This is a genomic window from Lysinibacillus sp. EB106-09-02-XG168 (assembly GCF_058791475.1).
Map to the genome: position 1 here is coordinate 3,365,767 of NZ_JBYTDN010000003.1, position 18,928 is coordinate 3,384,694.

20 protein-coding genes are annotated in these 18,928 nt (G+C 38.2%); 4 read left to right on the forward strand and 16 right to left on the reverse strand.

Translation table 11 applies throughout. The annotated features are described in order from the left end of the window. Nucleotides 1-166 precede the first annotated feature (166 nt). The gene (locus AC3WSO_RS17255) at nt 167-1,462 is read left to right on the forward strand and encodes a methyltransferase domain-containing protein (protein WP_492532524.1); all 1,296 of its coding nucleotides are present in this window, start codon (nt 167-169) and stop codon (nt 1,460-1,462) included. Then, on the forward strand, nt 1,459-4,044 hold the full coding sequence (locus AC3WSO_RS17260) for a polynucleotide kinase-phosphatase (RefSeq protein ID WP_492532526.1): 2,586 nt from the start codon (nt 1,459-1,461) through the stop codon (nt 4,042-4,044). Before AC3WSO_RS17255 ends, AC3WSO_RS17260 begins: the two co-directional genes overlap by 4 nt. 445 nt (nt 4,045-4,489) lie before the next feature. Here AC3WSO_RS17260 and AC3WSO_RS17265 read toward each other — a convergent pair whose 3' ends face one another. The 10 genes from AC3WSO_RS17265 to AC3WSO_RS17310 all read right to left on the reverse strand — a co-directional run bounded on the left by AC3WSO_RS17265 (nt 4,490) and on the right by AC3WSO_RS17310 (nt 11,518). Next, nucleotides 4,490-5,554, reverse strand: coding sequence for a DUF4085 family protein (locus AC3WSO_RS17265; protein ID WP_492532528.1), 1,065 nt, complete (start codon nt 5,552-5,554; stop codon nt 4,490-4,492). A gap of 129 nt (nt 5,555-5,683) precedes the next feature. Further along, nucleotides 5,684-6,424, reverse strand: a complete 741-nt coding sequence (locus tag AC3WSO_RS17270) for a class I SAM-dependent DNA methyltransferase (protein WP_492532530.1) — start codon at nt 6,422-6,424, stop codon at nt 5,684-5,686. 2 nt (nt 6,425-6,426) lie between these two features. Continuing rightward, nucleotides 6,427-6,771, reverse strand: a complete 345-nt coding sequence (rsfS, locus tag AC3WSO_RS17275) for a ribosome silencing factor (RefSeq protein WP_386827608.1) — start codon at nt 6,769-6,771, stop codon at nt 6,427-6,429. Next, entirely contained in the window at nt 6,768-7,340 is a 573-nt protein-coding gene (yqeK, locus tag AC3WSO_RS17280; protein WP_492532532.1) for a bis(5'-nucleosyl)-tetraphosphatase (symmetrical) YqeK, read from the reverse strand. Before yqeK ends, rsfS begins: the two co-directional genes overlap by 4 nt. After that, nucleotides 7,309-7,899: a nicotinate-nucleotide adenylyltransferase gene (locus AC3WSO_RS17285; RefSeq protein ID WP_492532534.1), complete on the reverse strand. Its 591-nt coding sequence runs from the start codon at nt 7,897-7,899 to the stop codon at nt 7,309-7,311. Before AC3WSO_RS17285 ends, yqeK begins: the two co-directional genes overlap by 32 nt. Before the next feature lie 9 nt (nt 7,900-7,908). Continuing rightward, complete coding sequence (gene yhbY / locus AC3WSO_RS17290; RefSeq protein WP_492532536.1) at nt 7,909-8,211, reverse strand: ribosome assembly RNA-binding protein YhbY; 303 nt, start codon at nt 8,209-8,211, stop codon at nt 7,909-7,911. Nucleotides 8,212-8,216: 5 nt separating this feature from the next. Next, the gene (gene aroE / locus AC3WSO_RS17295) at nt 8,217-9,047 is read right to left on the reverse strand and encodes a shikimate dehydrogenase (RefSeq protein ID WP_492532538.1); all 831 of its coding nucleotides are present in this window, start codon (nt 9,045-9,047) and stop codon (nt 8,217-8,219) included. Nucleotides 9,048-9,077: 30 nt separating this feature from the next. Beyond that, complete coding sequence (gene yqeH, locus AC3WSO_RS17300) at nt 9,078-10,181, reverse strand: ribosome biogenesis GTPase YqeH (protein WP_492532540.1); 1,104 nt, start codon at nt 10,179-10,181, stop codon at nt 9,078-9,080. Continuing rightward, on the reverse strand, nt 10,178-10,699 hold the full coding sequence (locus AC3WSO_RS17305) for a YqeG family HAD IIIA-type phosphatase (protein ID WP_349660068.1): 522 nt from the start codon (nt 10,697-10,699) through the stop codon (nt 10,178-10,180). The genes yqeH and AC3WSO_RS17305 overlap by 4 nt, the downstream gene beginning before the upstream one ends. Before the next feature lie 36 nt (nt 10,700-10,735). After that, nucleotides 10,736-11,518, reverse strand: a complete 783-nt coding sequence (locus AC3WSO_RS17310; RefSeq protein ID WP_492532542.1) for a phosphatidylserine decarboxylase — start codon at nt 11,516-11,518, stop codon at nt 10,736-10,738. A 136-nt stretch (nt 11,519-11,654) separates the two neighbouring features. On the opposite strand from AC3WSO_RS17310, the gene pssA reads away from it, so the two are divergent. Beyond that, nucleotides 11,655-12,155, forward strand: a complete 501-nt coding sequence (gene pssA, locus AC3WSO_RS17315) for a CDP-diacylglycerol--serine O-phosphatidyltransferase (RefSeq protein WP_492534403.1) — start codon at nt 11,655-11,657, stop codon at nt 12,153-12,155. Between the two features lie 87 nt (nt 12,156-12,242). After that, a complete protein-coding gene (gene sigK, locus AC3WSO_RS17320; protein ID WP_049667745.1) occupies nt 12,243-12,950 on the forward strand; it encodes an RNA polymerase sporulation sigma factor SigK in 708 nt (235 codons plus the stop codon). Nucleotides 12,951-13,397: 447 nt separating this feature from the next. On the opposite strand, the gene mtnN is transcribed toward sigK, so the two are convergent. From mtnN to AC3WSO_RS17350, 6 genes are all read right to left on the reverse strand, one after another. Further along, complete coding sequence (gene mtnN, locus AC3WSO_RS17325; protein WP_079562864.1) at nt 13,398-14,090, reverse strand: 5'-methylthioadenosine/S-adenosylhomocysteine nucleosidase; 693 nt, start codon at nt 14,088-14,090, stop codon at nt 13,398-13,400. Between the two features lie 196 nt (nt 14,091-14,286). Further along, entirely contained in the window at nt 14,287-14,934 is a 648-nt protein-coding gene (locus tag AC3WSO_RS17330; protein ID WP_492532544.1) for a YrrS family protein, read from the reverse strand. 451 nt (nt 14,935-15,385) lie between these two features. Then, entirely contained in the window at nt 15,386-15,874 is a 489-nt protein-coding gene (gene greA, locus AC3WSO_RS17335) for a transcription elongation factor GreA (protein WP_049667741.1), read from the reverse strand. Between the two features lie 187 nt (nt 15,875-16,061). Then, nucleotides 16,062-16,700, reverse strand: coding sequence for a uridine kinase (udk, locus tag AC3WSO_RS17340; RefSeq protein ID WP_386827614.1), 639 nt, complete (start codon nt 16,698-16,700; stop codon nt 16,062-16,064). Then, entirely contained in the window at nt 16,700-17,980 is a 1,281-nt protein-coding gene (locus tag AC3WSO_RS17345; RefSeq protein ID WP_492532545.1) for a peptidase U32 family protein, read from the reverse strand. Before AC3WSO_RS17345 ends, udk begins: the two co-directional genes overlap by 1 nt. Before the next feature lie 14 nt (nt 17,981-17,994). Next, a complete protein-coding gene (locus AC3WSO_RS17350) occupies nt 17,995-18,927 on the reverse strand; it encodes a peptidase U32 family protein (RefSeq protein WP_492532547.1) in 933 nt (310 codons plus the stop codon). Between the last annotated feature and the right edge of the window lies 1 nt (nt 18,928).

Sequence of the window (18,928 nt, forward strand, 5' to 3'; positions counted from 1 at the left end):
AAAGGCTCACCACCAAAACGTGTGGTTGATCTCCATTCCGGCTGAGAGCTTTCCTAGGAGCGTCCAGCCGGAACGGAGATCGACTAGAATGTCATCTATCACTTTTGGTGATGCGCCACAATAAAAAAGACACATTATGCCTTTGCGTACTGAATGGAGGAAGAATATGCAGCTAACAATACAGGCAAAGGGAGAAAATGTGAATGCTATCTCCTACTTACTATCAAAAAATCCGAATAATTTATATGAACGGCGTGTAAAGGATCATTTAGTTCGACTTGTTTATCACGAGCTTTCTGAAACAAGCCTTGTTGTGACAATATTTGTTACACCAAATGCACTCGCACTTGTTCAAAATGACAATGCACTTGATATTACACATTATATTAATGACCGTGAATTCGCCGCTAGTAGTATTTTTTTATCCCTTATCCGTTCTGCTTTAGGTACTGCGTTAAATGGCAAACCAAAAGAACAATATATTGAATGGGTAGCTCAAGCATTTTCATTTTCATTTGAATTCGGTCCAATCGCTTCAGCTATGACAAATGAAGCTATAAAAGAATTGTTTCAGCCTCTTGGATACACTGTAAAGATCGAAGCTTTGAATAACGACCATCGCGCGCGTTTTCTCACATTATCTGCAGACATAATGCTACAACAAGCACTACAACATCTCTTTGTATTGATCCCCGTTTTAGATGATTATAAGCACTACTTTATCGATGACTTGGAAGTTGATAAGCTTAAACGCTACGGAGAAGGCTGGTTAGATACACATCCAATGAAAGAATTTATTTATAAAAAAGCTCTACGCTTCTCCCATTTATATGATGGTAACACAGCACCACAAAATGTAACGCGGTCACTCAATACATTACGCTACGAAAAAATTGTTGAAACCATTAAAATTCTGCCTCGAAAATCTTCAATCGTTGACTTTGGTTCTGGTGAAGGAAAGCTTTCGAGTTTACTTGCCTATGTTAAAGGAATAGACGAGTTGCTTGCGGTTGAACCAAGTGAAGCTGCAATGAAAAAAGCAATAAAGCGTTTTGAAGGCTTAGAGGATGCATTTGTAACCCCAAAACCTACATGGGGCTCGCTATTTTATTACGATGCTCGATTACAACATAAAGACATCATTGTTTTATGTGAAGTCATTGAACATATTAATGAGGAACGATTACCTAAAATAATGGAGTTGCTTTTAACTCAATATAGTCCTAAATCATTAATTGTGACAACACCAAATGCTGAATACAATGCTGTTTACAAATTAGATGAAATGCGTCATGATGATCACCGATTTGAATGGACACGCCAACAATTTCAAGAGTGGTGTCATGCGATGAATCGCAATGAACAATATGAGCTTTCATTTACTGGCATCGGCGATCAACATGATATTTACGGACAACCTACCCAAATGTGCATTTATACGAACAAGGAGGAGAATGTATGAACATCAAGATTCCACATGCAGGGATTGTTCTGCTAATTGGTCCATCCAATAGTGGCAAATCTACTCTTTTACAACAATGGGTTAATACAGATATGCTTTCTCCTTCTGAAATTATTAGCTCTGATGCTTATCGGACACTTGTTTCAGATACGGATTATATCGATTTTCAACATCATTCGAAGGAAGAAACAGATTTATTATATGATGAATATTTCGCTATTTCAGCACAAGCCTTTGCAGTTATGGAACGCGTATTAGAGGCTAGAAGCTCATTAAATAAATGTACCTTTGTTGATGCTACACATTTACAATCAGAGGAACGTCAAAAATATATTTCGCTTGGAAAAAAACTACATGTCCCTGTTAGTGCAATTGTATTGGACATTCCTCTTGATGAATTGTTACATCGAGATACTTTGCGCAAAGACCCAAGAGGTAGTAAACGTATTAAACAGCAGGTACGCTTATTAAAAGCAGAAAAACGATTTATTAAAAAAGAGTCGTTTACTAAAACCTATATTGTAACAGAGACAGATGGACTAACATTATCAAAACAAAAGTCGACGCTACTGTTAAATGTTGAGTCTGGACTTGATATTATTGGTGATATTCATGCCTGCTTTGATGAATTTATCGAATTACTTGGTAAGCTAGGCTACGAAGAAAATGAGGAAGGTTACTATATTCATCCACAAGGTCGACGCTTTGTTTCAGTTGGAGATATTATGAGCCGAGGACCAAAATCAATCGCAACGATGGACTTTTTTGATCGCCATATAGAGCGTGGGCTTGCCTATATGACTGACAGTAATCATGGCTGGAAAATCGCTCGTTGGTTAGATGGACGCAAAGTAACATTACATCATGGGGATGAGCTAGTTGAAGCTGAATTTAACACTTATGAAGAAGATTACGGAGCGGAGCAAACAAATGCCTTAAAAGCTCGTTTCGCAAAATGTTTACTTGCTGCTCCCTCTCACTATTTGTTAGTGAATAATGGCATTTCTTCAGCTGTAGTTACACACGCAGGTATCCGTGACCGTTATATAGGCAAACAATCGACAAGAATTTCTGATTTCTGTCGTTACGGTGATGTTCAGGGGCAAGATAAATCTGGAAAACCTATTCGTAATGATTGGTTTATAGAGCATCAAACATCACAGCTTATTATTTGGGGGCATGATCCTAAAATTCAGCCGTTAAAGCAAAATAATACGTTGAATATTGATCAAGGAGTTGTTTTTGGGGGGCAGCTAACTGCCTTTCGCTATCCTGAAAAGACATTTGAGTTTGTGAAGGCGTATAAAAACTATGCTGGTATCGAACGAAATCCCCTACTCGAGGCAAAAGCTCAACGTTTTGCACCACCAAATATAGGGGCATTTTTAGAAGGATTCACAGTGGAAACCGCCTACTTTAACAATGTACAAATAGGCGGTGCTCATGCAAAGGCAGCGATCGACAGTGTTTCTCATTATGCACTGCCGTTAGAACAACTAGTTTATATTCCACCAACGATGAGCCCAACACCACAAACATCTTCGTTAGCAGATACATTGGAACACCCTTCTGAGGCATTTGCTTATTATAAAAAGCACGGTGTCCAGACAATGATTGCCGAGAAAAAACATATGGGCAGTCGCGCTGTTCTTTTGCTGTTTAAAGATGCGCTTATTGCAAAGGAATATGTTGATACAGAAACACTTGGTATAATTACAACTAGAGCAGGTAGACGGTTTTTCGATAAAGAGACGGAACAAAAAATTTTGCAACAACTTCATACAGAATTAATAGAGAAAAATTATTTCGAACAGTTTAATACAAATTTCGTACTACTCGATGCAGAAATTTTACCTTGGAACTTAAAAGCGCAACAACTAATCGATCAACAGTATGCACATGTTGCTGAGCAAGCACTAATGGACCGCACAAAGCTTATGGATAAACTACGTGACACAGTACAAATCGATGTTTCAGAATGGCTTCAGGAGTATAAGGGGTTACTTGAAAATGCACAACGATTTTCAACTGTTTATAAAAATTATTGTTGGGATGTGCAGGATGCTTCATCTATTCAAATTGCACCCTTCCATGTATTAGCTCATAGTTCGGAAACGTTTTTCCATAAACCGCATATATGGCATATGGAAATGAATCGACTATTTGCCAAAAATTCAACGCTATTTATTGAAACAGAGTTTAAAGTCATTACGGATGAAGCTTCTGAACAAGAGATCATTACTTGGTGGGAGGAAATGACTGCTGCTGGTCATGAAGGTATTGTTATTAAACCTGAAATATTTGTCACAAAATATAATGGCAAGCTCATTCAGCCCGCAATTAAAGTACGTGGCCGTGAGTATTTACGAATTATTTATGGTATGGACTATTTAGAGCCTTCACATTTAATGAAACTGAAGGAACGTAATCCAAGTAAAAAAATGAAGCATGCATTGCGTGAATTCGCACTCGGACTAGAAGGAATAGAACGTTTTGTTAAAGGTGAATCGACTGCCCGTATTCATGAATGTGTACTCGGGACATTAGCACTCGAAAGTGATCCTGTCGACCCTAGACTTTAGTAAGATCGCCATGCATCAAAATGTGGAGGTGAGCACAATGTGTTGCTTTCTCAAACATTTTGGTGAAGAACTCATTTTCTGACGTTCTATCCGTCACTTTTGAGATTTTATCGAGAACTTTTGATTGTTTATCGACCAACTTTTTTAATTTATCTACCAACTTTCGAAAAGTATCGACATCTACCTTCATGCAACACTATCTGGCCGCACTAATAATTTGCGTATAATTTCACATCAAAAAAGCGCGAGAACTCAACGTTTCTAAATTGATTTCTCGCACTTTTTAAGGTTTCGACCAGTTTTGTCATCTTTTCAGCATTACTGTCTACATGCGTTATTCTGCTAAGATGTCATTAAATTTCGCTTGGAGCTCAGTCGTTAAGATTCCCTCATTGTAAAAATGGCGAATAAACACATAATGCATCATATCTTCCTCTTGAGCGGGTTATATCTGCATTAATATATGATTTATCTTCTCCGCGAGCTGTACTGGATTAGCATACATCGTATTCCATGCACGAACCTTTAACTCTAAATCTGTACCGAGGGCAGCCTCCTCCAAATCCTGTATTGGTACTGGCTCACTAAAATGTGCATACGGGTCTTCATATGTATCTGTATGTAAAAAATGAATACAATCTTCTAATTTTTCTGTCACACATATTGAATCTACAAAAACGCCTTGATCATTTTCATACAGATTGCTATTTTCTAAAATTAAAAACGGTGCTTGTTGCTGAATCCCGATTACTCGTTTTTTTAATTGAGGTGTAATAAAGATTAAACCTTGGTCTAGCTGCAATGTTTGAACGTATGTAGAGAAATTACCGTTTTCAGCAAAATCACTATATGTTTTTGGGCGATAATAATATTCAGCATCTAACTCCTCTGCTTCAATCGTCCATTCCTCTTCTGGACAATCAAAAATAACACGTAGTGCAATTCCATTCGCTGTTTTTCTGAGCTCATCATAAATATAAAACTGCTCTGGTTCTAATTGGCCTACTTCACTTAAAATATTGTTAAACGTTAGAGAGATGATTGATTTTGCAGTAAAGCCTCCTGCCATATCAAATATTAATTCTACTTGAGTAGAATTACGGCGAATACTAACTATTGTTGCATCATGAAGGCTTTGCTCAAAGACCTCTCTCTCCTTCGGTTTCATATAAACTAACGTTTTCTGCTTTTCTTCATATGCCGCATCGAGAATATTTTCAAATAGCTGCTCCTGTTCATTTCTCCATCCTAAAAAATCTTCTCGTACATGTTTAGGAACATCTGGTGTATTCAACGTACTATCTAAAATATATGTATGAAATCGCAGTGGTAAATAGTTCATTAAACTATCGCGTATTACATCTAACTCTTGCTTCTTTTCCTTATATGGATCAATATCATTTTCCTTTGTATAGGCAAGATACTCTGTCCACTCTTCATCAGATTCGTAAATAAATAGTTTCATCGCATTTTCATACATTCTTTTTTCACGCAATGATAAATGCCACATAATTTCAGCTCCTTTATTTGGGTTGTAAGATAACAGAAATATTTTTAAAAAAAGTGTTATTTGCGAAAACAAAATAAACTCCTGAAAGTAAAAACAGCTCGCTGGTCAGTTTACCAGCAAGCTGTTCTTCTATTTCACCGCACGGATAAAAATGCGTTCACTTTCATATTCAGGACCTTCATCAGTAAAATCAGCTGTTACTTCTACATGTTTAAAGCCAATTGCCTGAAGCCATGCCATATACTGATCGATTGAGAACGTGCGCTGATTATGCTCTTCGTCAAAGCGTTCATACAAATCACTCGCAGCATCACGCACATAAAACGTCATTTGGTGGACGACGGAGTGTTCAAAATCGCCAGGTTCCGTATGCCATACATAGCTAATGTCACCATCGTCATACGTAAACGGACCGTCTAAAAATATATCATTCATTTTAAATAGCGAATGCACATCAAAAAACAGTTGGCCTTCATCTCGTAAAGCAGCATGAATACGTTCTAATGTTGAATAAACAGCTTTTTCGTCCATTACATAATTCAGCGAATCAATAGCAATCGTTACAACGTCAAGCGCCTCAAAGCCATCTAATTCATCCATCGACATACAATAGAGAGGCACATGTAATCCTGCATCAGCAAAGCGCTCTGCAGCAATGGAGAGCATACTTTCCGATAAATCAACCCCACTCACCCTGTAGCCTGCCTGCGCAAACAACAGGCTAAGCACGCCTGTACCGCAGCCGATATCTAAAAGATTTGGGTATTGAATGCTCGGTGCATACTGCAAAACCCATCCTACATAACGTTCATAAGGGATATCCGTTTGCAACTCGTCATACACGTGTGCAAATCGTTCGTAGCTACTCACACTTAAGCCTCTGGCATGTCTAATTGCGGTGCATCGCCCCATAGACGTTCTAAATTATAATAAGCACGTTCATCTTTGTGGAATACATGCGCTACAACATCTCCAAGATCCACAAGAACCCAGCGTGCTGCATCGAAACCTTCTACACGACGAATTTCATAGCCCTCTTTTACTGCTACCTCTTGTAATTCACGTGCGATGGCTTGCACTTGGCGGTCAGAATTACCATGGGCAATAATAAAGTAATCTGCTAAAAGTGAAATGCCCTCCATATTTAAAACGACAATATCCTCACCGTGTTTGTCGTCAATTGCTTTGTAAGCTGATTGTAATAAAGTTGAAGTCATCCTTCACTGTCCTCTCTTTTTATCATATCGTTGTAACATTCTATTGATAATGGATAAATTGGTTGTTTTGTGTCAATTAAAAATGCCAATGTATGGCGTACACAAGCGCTCATCACTTTATCCAAACTTTTCTTTGCTTTTTTTCGCAGACGATCAACACCATCAAATTTACGATTCGGTTCAATCATATCTGCAACAAAAATAATTTTTTCTAAACGGCTCATGCCTACGCGTCCTGTTGTATGAAAACGGATAGCATTTAACATATCCTCATCAACAATGCCAAATTCGCTTTCTGCAATATAAGCACCTACTGGACCATGTAGTAATTCACTACCCCAGCCAATAAGGCGAGCATCTAATTTTTCAGCAAGGATGATTTGCTCCATCCATTCAATATTTGCATATTTCGCAATATCGTGAAGGATGGCTGCAATTTCAGCCTTTTTTTCATCCTCACCATAAAATTTTGCTAGCTCAATGGCAGTTTCCATTACACCAATGGTATGAATATAGCGCTTCTCAGGCATGCGTGGCTTAATCGCCGCTAGATACTGTTCGCGTTCCATAAAGACCTTCCTCTCGTATGAACGTCTCTACTGCTTCTGGCAGTAAAAAAGTAACCGTTCCTCCAGTAGCAAGGCGTTCACGAAGCAGTGTGGACGATAAATCGATTTGGGGAGCTTCCACCATTAGTATAGGATACTCTGTTGTGGCCTCTGTTCCTGGACGCTTTACTCCTACAAATTGCACAAGCTTCACTAATTCATCAATACAGTACCATGTATGAAGCGAATCAATCATGTCGCCGCCAATGATAAAGTAAAATTTCACATTAGGCTCTCTTATACACATCGCAGAAAGTGTCTTATATGAATAGGATACGCCACCCTTATCCACCTCATACGACTCCACAGAAAAATACGGATATGGACTTATTGCACGCCTTACCATTTCAAGGCGCTCCACATCACTAGCATCATGACGTGCAAACTTATGTGGTGGTAGCGCATTGGGCATAAAGCGAACTTCATCAAGATCTAAAGCATGAAGTACTTCATTAGCCATCATTAAATGTCCAATATGTGGTGGATTAAATGTACCTCCCAGTAAACCGACCTTTTTCATCGTTTCACCTTATTTCGTTACTTTTGGTAATGCAAGCTTTTTATTATTACGTGACTCTTTATATAAAACAACTGTTAGTCCAATTAATTGTACAAGCTCTGCATGAGCACCTTTAGCAAGTGCTTCTGCCACTTCATGCTTGTCTTCTTCACAGTTATCTAAAATACGTACCTTAATCAACTCTCTTACTTCTAATGCTTCACGAATTTGCTTTGTCATTTCGTCATTAACGCCGCCTTTTCCTACTTGGAAAATTGGTGTTAAATGATGTGCTTCTGCACGTAAAAAACGTTTTTGTTTACCTGTTAACATAAAAATTAATATCCTCCTAATTGCACCTTTAGTTGGGCAATCACTGAATTTGTATTCGGGTATTCACCAAGCCAATGCTCAAAAGCAATAGCCCCTTGATGAACAAACATTCCAAGACCCGCAACGACGGTTGCTCCTTTTTCATCAGCCGCTTTTAAAAAAGGCGTCATTAATGGATTATACACAATATCGGCCACAATTGCGCCTTCTGCAAGTCGTACTAATGAAAATGGCATTGAAAAATTGCCCGTAGCAAGGCCAGCCGATGTCATTTGCACTAAAATGCCGAAATCAGCTAATGATTCTTCTGCATCTGCTAGAGAAATAGCATTACCTATACCCATTTCATCGACAATTGCCTTTGCGTTTGCCACTGTGCGATTGGCAATGGTTAAATTCGTATAACCTTGCTGCTGCATAGCAAAAGCAATGCCACGAGCAGCACCGCCCGCACCAATCAGAAGAACTGGCTTGTCTTTATGTGACTTGCCAACAGCCTCTTCAAGCGAGCGCACAAAACCAACACCGTCTGTATTGTATCCCTTTAATTTTCCTTCTTTTGTACGGACAACCGTATTGACAGCTCCCATTTTTTCTGCCAACTCATCTAACTCATCTAAATAAGGAATGATCGCTGTTTTATGTGGAATTGTAACATTCCAACCACTTGCACCTAATGTTTTTAGACCAGCAACCGCTGACTCCAAACTTTCAGAAGATACACGAATCGGAATATACGTTGCATCTATCGACAGTTCCTCGAACCAAGCATTATGCATCGCTGGGGATTTTGAATGCTCGATCGGATCACCAATAACCGCAAACCATTTCTTCATTTCCTAGTCCCTCTTCTCTACTTGTACAACTTAAATTAGTGATGGGCGAATTGAAACTTGTACACCCTTTGGTGCATAAGCTGCTACAACTACATCAGCATGCTGTACAGTAATCCACCCAAGACCTGAGAATACAACATCTGTTTTCGCTTCTTTGATTGAGAACTCATGACGCACTAATGGCGGTAGTTGTTCTATAAATTCAACAGTTGGAGGTGCAAGCAACTCACCCTTATGTTCTGCATACAATGTATCTGCCTTCTCAAGCTTTGTACGGTGAATTGGTAAGTCATTTGCCACATGAACCGTAAATGCGGAACGATCTCCTTGAATAAAGTCAAAACGAGCAAGGGCACCAATAAATAATGTTTGTCCTGCATTTTGTTGATATACTTTTGGTTTTATTTCTTTTTTAGGCATAATATATTTTAATTCGCTAGCGTCAATATGGTGTGCCATCTGATGATGATTAATAATTCCTGGTGTATCATATAATGAGCTACCATCATCTAGTGGAATTTCAATCATATCTAAAGTTGTACCTGGGAAATGAGAAGTTGTAATTACTTCACCTTCACCCGTAGCCTGCTTGATAATGCGATTAATGAACGTGGATTTCCCAACATTTGTACAGCCTACAACGTAAACATTTTGTCCATTTCGGTACTCATCAATGGCTTCCATCGCTTCAGCCATCCCTTTTCCTTTATGAGCACTTACTAAAAGTACATCAATAGGTTGTAGACCTAGAGCCTTCGCTTCTCGTTTTAACCAATTAATCACTTTTTTCGGTTTCACAGATTTCGGTAATAAATCGGCTTTATTGGCGATTAATAACACTGGATTTTTTCCTACGAAGCGGTGCAGTCCTGGTAGCCAGCTCCCGTTGAAGTCGAATATATCAACAATTTTTACGATTAAGCCTTGCTGAGTTCCAAGACCGTTTAAAATACGTAAAAAGTCGTCATCTGTTAATGACACTGGTTGAATTTCATTATAATTTTTCAAACGGAAGCAACGTTGGCAAATGACCACGTCTTTTTCTAATGATGATGGGGGTGCATACCCAACTGCTGTTTTATCTTCTGTTTGAATTGTTGTACCACAGCCAATACAATTTGGCATTTCGTTCATTCTTTTTCCTCCCAAGTACTGATTCCTTTTCGTTTTAAAGTATTGAACACACGGCGTTCAATAAATCGATTGAATTTTGTTACGAGCCCATCTGATTGTGCAACCGGCTTTACTAGTACCGTATGCAAGCCTAGACGATTTGCGCCCATTACATCTGTTAGTAGTTGGTCTCCTACCATTACTACTTCCTGCGGTCGTAGCCCCAATTGAATAATGGCGCTATAAAAGGCATTACGAAGTGGCTTTCTTGCCTTATGAATATAAGGAATACCTAATGGCTCAGCAAACTGCTTAACACGCGCTTCTTTGTTATTCGACGCAATAATAACACGAATGCCAGATTCTTTCATAATACGAAGCCAAATAATAAGCTCTTCCGTTGCATCTGCACGGTCCCATTCCACAAGCGTATTATCTAAATCCGTAATAATCCCTTTAATACCTAAGTTTTGAAGCTTTTCCGGTGTAATTTCATAAATACTCGTGACAAATTCATTTGGTAATAAAAAATTATACAAAATAGCGACCCCTAATCTAAACGTATTATTCGACCATTATAGCATATTTGCGAAGGCTTCACCCATTTGAATTGGGCTTCCTTGTACAACATTTTCCGTAAATTCTATTGCATCCTTTTCAAACAGCATAACTACTGTAGAGCCAAATGAAAAATATCCGACTTCTTGACCCTTATGCCACTGAGTTGTTGTATTAGTGAGCACAATAGAGTTTACAAAGGTAGCACCAACTTTAATAAACGCTATCTGTTGTTTATTTGCCACTGTCAGCTCCGTTACCGAACGATAATTGTGCGATATTGGCTTTTTACCGTATGTAAGACCGAGCTGATTAACAGGATAGGATTTTTGACCAAGTGTATACTGTCGTAGCACCTCTCCATCAATCGGGCTATGAATTCGGTGATAATCTGCCGGACTCAAGTAAAACACGATAAAATGCCCATCTGCATATTGTGAAGCACGTTCTGTATTGCCAAGTAAATCTTGTAATGAATAAGGTTTACCCTTTACAAGAAATGTCATATCCCATTCGATACGCCCAAATGATTCTACTTTGGCATCCACTGGACTCACATAAGTACTAGGATTTTGTTCAATTGGACGTGCATCTTCTAAAAGCTCTCTTGTAAAAAAGTCATGTAAACTTGAAAATTGTTGTTGTTTTTTCGCAACCTCTTCAAGTTTAATATCGTATACTTTCATGTAACTAGGGATAATACGTTTACTCCACTTTGCTTTTGCAATAGATTGCAAAAGATGGGAAGATTGCTTTCCGTTTGTTAATTCAATTAAGCGTTGATATAGTTTTTCTTTCATAAAACAAAACCCCTATCGATTAATTTAGACTGTCAATTTTTTCGCATTCGAAGTATAATGGTACAATATCTTAAGTGCAAAGGAGTGATCCCCCTTGTTTTTTTATCACAAGTTGGTGGATACCACGGTTAAGAAAATGAAATCGCAAGCAGCAAATTTTATCACAATCAGTAATATGTCCTTCGGCGGCGCGGCCATAATGGCTACACTACACGAATACTATAGCTACAGTGTCTTGTTTATCTTTATCGCAGCCCTTCTTGATCGCTATGACGGGAAGGTGGCTAGAGCACTTGGACAAGTGTCTGATTTAGGCAAACAATTAGATTCTATGAGTGATATTATATCATTTGGTGTGGCACCTGCATTATTAATGTATAAAGTTGTCTTAGTCGACTTTGGTTTTGTCGGTATGACAATGACAGTACTATATATCGTCTGCGGTGCGATGAGATTAGCTCGCTTCAACATTTCAGATGCAAACGGCTATTTTACAGGGCTACCGATTACTGCGGCAGGTACAGTCTTAACTTTAACGTATTTCGCATCTAATACGTTCCACCCAGTATTTTATCTTTTCTTATTCCCTATACTAGCATTACTAATGATTAGTACAATCACGTTAAAAAAAGTGTAACAGCACATTTGCTGTTGCACTTTTTTTCATTTAACACAGCTTTAAAACATATACTGTCGAAAAATGGGGAAAGGATGAAATCATTCAATGAGCGGAATTTTTACATCTATGTTGCAGTTATGGCTTGAGATCCCAGCATTACTTGGCTATTTAAAGGGGCAAACTTTCCATAAACCCTTTTCAAAAGAAGAGGAAGCTGCTTGTATTGAACGATTTTTAGGCGGTGATGAGCAAGCGCGTCTTGACCTAATTGAACGTAATATGAGACTTGTCGCACACGTTGTGAAAAAATTCCACCCAAAGCATGAACAACTTGATGATTATATTTCCATCGGTACGATTGGTCTGATGAAAGCCGTAGAAAGTTATACGCCTGACAAAAAAACTCGTCTTGCCACTTATGCCGCCCGCTGTATCGAAAATGAAATTTTAATGCATCTGCGTACACAGAAAAAAGTACAAAAAGATGTTTCCTTATTTGAGCCAATCGGTACAGATAAGGATGGTAACGCCCTACAAATTCGAGATCTCTTACAATGCGATGAAGAAAGTGCAACAGAAAAAATTGAACATAAAGAGCATGTTGCACAACTATATCACTATTTGCATATGCTCGATGAACGTGAGCTCGAAATCGTTACACTTCGCTATGGTCTTAACCAGCAGGATGCACTCACACAAAAGGAAATCGCTGCACGTTTAAATATTTCTCGTAGCTATGTATCACGCATTGAAAAGCGAGCACTTATTAAACTCTATCAATTATATAAACGAGATCAAAAAATTATTGAGTAATATATTGTAAATTGATAATAATAATAATTCAATAAATCTATGACAATATTCCACAATGAATCTTGTATTTTTATCGGTACAAAAGAAGACATTTGTAGCTGACGTTTCGTTTTCGCTACGAAAACATTTGCTAAAATAAAGAAAGCCCTCTTGCGTCATTAAAATGTCGCAAGAGAGCTTTTTCTCTTAATGAATTTCAACAGATTCTGAAAGTTCTGCTGAAATAAGTGTACCGAGTAACATTGTTATAATGACTACACCTGCTGTTAAAAATAGCATTATGCATGCCTCCCATCTGAATATGAAGAGATTTCATTAACAACAGTTTAGCATTCGTGCGACTTTTAAACTGTGATTTTTCTCACACTAAAAGGCACTCATTTTGACTTTTTTGTGTAGTTTATTCCGCAGATTGGTGAAAACTAATACTCAGTGGGATAATAGACTTTATAACGATTCGATAGCTTTTAGTACTATTTGTGTTGAATGCTTTGCAGCTACTGGTAAAAACTCATCGAAGCTAATATTCGATTCTTTTCCAGCAATATCTGATAAAGCACGAATAACAACAAACGGAGTACCAAATTGGTAACATACTTGTGCAACTGCTGCTGCTTCCATCTCTACTGCCTTCATTTGCGGGAAATGGCGACGGACTGCTTCTACACGAACAGGATCATTCATAAAAGCATCACCTGAACAAATTAAACCAATACCATATTGGTGCTCTCCAACAGCCTCTACTGCCTCTTCAGCTACTTTCATAAGTTTTTCATCTGATTTATAAGCTGCTGGCATACCTGCCATTTGCCCCATTTCATAACCGAAAATCGTTACATCTACATCATGATGACGGACTTCATCTGAAATAACGATTGCGCCTACTTCAAGCTTTTCATCATAGCCTCCTGCAGAACCCGTATTAATGACCACATCAGGTTTGAATTCATGTAATAGAATAGTAGTTGACATTGCAGCATTCACTTTACCAATACCGCTTTTTAATAAAACTACCTCGTTCCCTTTGTAAGTTCCTGTTGTATATTCACTTCCTGCAATTGTTGTGCTTTTTGCATTCTCTATAGATGCTCGTAAAAGCTCTACTTCTTCTTCCATTGCCCCGATTACTGCGATTTTCATATCTTCGTTACTTCCCTTCTTTATGCACTTCAAATCAATTATGCCTCGGCATAATTGCGTCCGGGAATCGGCTTTGTGCTTGCACAAAGAACTCCTTTCCGATTACCGTGACATCCGCCGGAGGCTTTAACTTATATCAGCGGATGTTTGTACATCTGCTGATATAAGTTAAAAATAATCAAACGAGTTACTTTCGTCAATAGGCACCATTTAATGTATTTAGTTGCTCAAGTTTGACTGGTAACCAGCCTTCGTTGTCGACCCATTCCATGCTGACACGGTACATTTGTGTCTTATCATTAGTTGAAACTGTTGCAATAGCCGAATTAGCGCCACCGTTATTTTGTATACGCCAAATAATCATATTGTCCTTTTCGATGCCAGTAGCGGCTGTAACTGTGGCCACCTTTTCAGCCCAGTCTACAGATTTATCATCGTAAGAAGACACATGCTGACCTGTTTGTGTTGTAGGTGTAGGCTTCCAGCTTTTATTGGTTACAACCTTATCAACAATTGGGTTGTCGGACGTGGTTTCAGTAGTAGTATCCTGTTCAGATGTTTGAGTTTCATCTGTAGGCTCTCCCTCTGTTTCCTCTTTAGCAGTTACATCATTATTTTTCTCTTTAGAAGGCTCTTCCTTCACGTCTTCTTTATCGTTCTTCTGCTCCTGTATTGGCTCGTCTTTCTCAACTTGCCCTGCATCATCCTGCCATTTAAACACAAATGTGGCTACTATAATAATTAATATCACGACAATACCAATTAATACATTCAATAGTTTATCTAGCTTTTTATTATGAGATGGCTGCAAATGACGACTGCTTCGAGTTTTTCGTTCACTCATGAAGTCTCCCCCTCTCTAGCCAATATTTTATCAAGTTCAACAGCACTTGCAAAATAATTGTGCTCCTATTATATCATAGACAAAACCAAAGACCTCTTAAGGTATTTATTGGATTTTGGCTATTGAATCAATTATGCAACGGCGTAATTGTGTACAGAATCGGCTTTATGCCAACACGACGTTGGTTATTCAGTCATATGTTGTTGTCGCTTCGCATTCGCACAGTTAAATTGCTACAATACTCCGCATTCATCTCACAACCTATAAAAGTGGGATACTCCTGTATCTGTCGCTACAAATGCCTTTTGCTAAAAGAAGTGTAAAAACTCACATAGATGATAGAATCAAGAACAGTATCGCCTTGGCGGTGCTGTAGATACAATACATTGTGCTGAATAAGATAAAAGCAGCTAGCTCTCTTTTATAAAGAAAGCTAACTGCTTGTACAAAATTATTTTATTGAAATAATTTTAACTTTCATTTCTCCACCAGGTGTTTGTACGACAACCTCTTCGCCTTCAGCACGACCTAGCAAGCCTTTAGCAATTGGTGATTCATTTGAAATACGGAATTCCATTGGATCTGCCTCAGCCGAACCAACAATTGTATACGATTCCTCATCAGTTGATGGTTTTCCATTAATTACTTCTACAAATGTAACCGTTTTCCCTAGTGATACTACACTGTTGTCTGTTTCATCCTCAGAAATAATAACTGCGTTACGAATCATTGATTTTAATGTAGAAATTCGACCTTCTAAAAAGGCTTGTTCTTCTTTTGCAGAGTCATACTCAGCGTTTTCAGAAAGATCCCCGAAATCACGAGCGATTTTAATACGTTCTACGATTTCCTTACGTGTTTCCGTTTCTAATTTCACTAATTCTTCTTCTAATTTTCTTTTACCTTCAGCTGTCATTGGGTACTGTTTTTCGTTTGCCAAAGTTCTTCACTCCTTGTTTTCGTCAATATAAAAACATAAAACTCGATTAAGTGCCTAGTAGGATTCACTTAATCGAATTTTATTATTTTTAAACGGTTTCAAATTACGCTTTGACCTAATAGTATGCATGCCTTTCTGAAATATGTACAGATATGCATGTAAATATTGTCAATACCACTCTATCTTATTACAATACGTTGTCGGTTTCAAGGATAGTTTTAATCTTAGTTACCATTAAATCAATTGCAACCTCATTGTCCCCGCCTTCAGGAATAATAATATCAGCATAACGTTTCGTCGGTTCAATAAATAAATTATGCATTGGACGCACTGCCGATAAATATTGGTCGATTACAGAATCTGTTGTACGTCCACGCTCTTTTATATCACGCATTATACGACGAATAATACGTAAATCTGAGTCCGTATCTACAAATAATTTAATATCCATTAAATCACGTAAATCTGCATCTTCTAACACCAAAATACCTTCAAGTATAATAACATCTACAGGCTCTACATGAATAACTTCTTGAGCTCTTGTATGCTGCACATAATCATATACTGGCTTTTCAATTGGTTGACGGACCAATAATTTTTTTATGTGTTCAATTAACAAATCATTATCAAACGCTAACGGATGGTCATAGTTTGTACCTAAACGCTCCTCAAACGTTAAATGACTTTGATCTTTATAATAAAAATCTTGTTCAATAACAACTACTGAATGATCGCGAAAAACATCATAAATAGCACGGGTCACACTCGTCTTTCCCGAGCACGAGCCACCAGCGATTCCGATGACGACTGGACGCTTTGCTGCCATTAAATATTCCCCTTTCGCATCATGTTATGTGGTTTTAATGGTGTATCACATTTAAATTTAACAATTTGTAGTGGGTGACGTGCAGCATCTAAGCTATTGCCATCCTCATCCCAAATTTCACCCATTGTAAGACGGAAATTTTCGATTTCCGGTCCAAAGAATTCTACCTCATCGCCAGGTTTAAAATAGTTACGTTGTTGCATTGTTACCATTTTCGTTTCTGGGTCATGCTCTAAAATTAAACCAGCAAACTCATAAGTTGTTTTACGGCCATGTACACCAAACATTTGCTCCTCGTGACCAGGTGCATCGTGGAAGAATGCTTCTGCAGTGTCACGGTTAGCACATTTGTCTAATTCCTCAAGCCATTCACGTTTAATTTTGAAATTGTCAGGGTCCGCACAATAAGCGTCAATCACTTTGCGGTACACTGAAACAACTGTAGCAACATAGTGAATCGATTTCATACGGCCTTCTACTTTTAATGAATCAATACCAAGCTCAATCATATGTGGAATTGCTTCAATTAGCTTTAAGTCTTTCGGACTCATTGCGAAAGGTGCGTGATTATCATCGAAAAGTGCCTTTTCTTCGCCAGCCTCTAGCTCATATAAATCATAGTCCCAGCGACAAGATTGACAGCAACCACCACGGTTAGAGTCACGAGCAGTCATATGATTTGAAAGTACACAGCGACCAGAATAAGCGATACACATCGCTCCATGAACGAAAGCTTCAATTTCAATATCGACTTTTTCCTTCATCAGCTTCATTTCTTCGCCGCCTACTTCACGTGCTAATACTACACGATGTAAGCCTTCTTCTTTCCAATACTGGACAGCCTTCCAGTTTGATAAAGATTGCTGTGTAGAAAGATGAATTTCAAGCTTTGGTGCAGCTGTACGGCAAGTTTCAATGATCAGTGGATCCGCTACAATAATGCCTGTAACACCTGCAGATTCAATATCTTTTAAATACTGCTCTAAGCCATCCATATTTTCATTATGGGCGAAAATATTTGTCGTAACATAGATTTTCGCACCATATTTATTGGCGAATTCAACACCTTCGCGCATTTGTTCAATTGAGAAGTTATCTGCGTTTGAACGTAAACCGAACTCTTGTCCACCGATAAATACAGCATCTGCTCCATAATGAACTGCTACTTTTAATTTTTCTAAACTACCTGCAGGGGCAAGTAGCTCTGGTTTTTTTGTAATGACACGTTTCCCGTCTACATTCTCACGAATTTTGTCATTTTGTTCTAATGCTAATGCCATGTTCTTGCCACCTCCTAGTAAACTGTTTCCTTGAAGATAAAGCCAGTATCAAGAGGTCTGATGGCAGGCTGAATTTCTTCAATTTTAGCTAGTAAATCATCTTTAATATCTTCATACGCATCTTCTGATTCGTCAAAATATGTGTCAATTGCTTGACGATAAGCTTCTGTTACTGTGACTACATAATCTGATGTTTGAAGAACACCTTCAATTTTTAATGCATCTATGCCACCTTCGAATAATTCGCCAAGCTCATCAATAATACACATATCATTCGGACTGAAAATATGCGTACCGTTAGCATCTTCATAAATTGGATATTTATTATTACGCTCATCATCATGAAGGAACATATTGCGATTTTCCTTACGATTTTCAATTTCCATTGCTTTATCTTGATATAAGAAATAATGGCCTAGTAATGGGCGTTTTGATTGGAACATACATGTCATTCCATGTACTTGAACCTCGACCTCTATTTCTACATTTTTTTTAATTTCTAGCACTTCATCTAAAGAAAGTTCTCGTGAAAGTACTGTTCGAGTTGCTCCGCGTTTCCCCCAATAATTTGCTGTAAACCAGTTCGTTGCAGTCGTTTCTGGATTCCAGTGTAGCGGTATTGTAACACCTTGTTCACGACGGATGATTAATACTGCTGGATCCCCATAAATTAAACGGTCAACACCAATACGTTGCATTTCTTTTAAATATTCGGCAAGCGCATCCATTTTTTCATTATGGAATAGTGCATTTACCGCAACATAAACCTTTTTACCCGCTGCATGAATCAACTTTGTAGCTTCTTCCACTTCACTAACAGAAAATTCCCCTGCTAGACGAAGACCAAATTGTTGTTCACCAATGACAAAAGCATCTGCTCCAGCCTGTAAAAGTGCTTTTACATGGTCCACTGATTGCGGTGTAACAAGCAATTCAGGTTTTTTCATA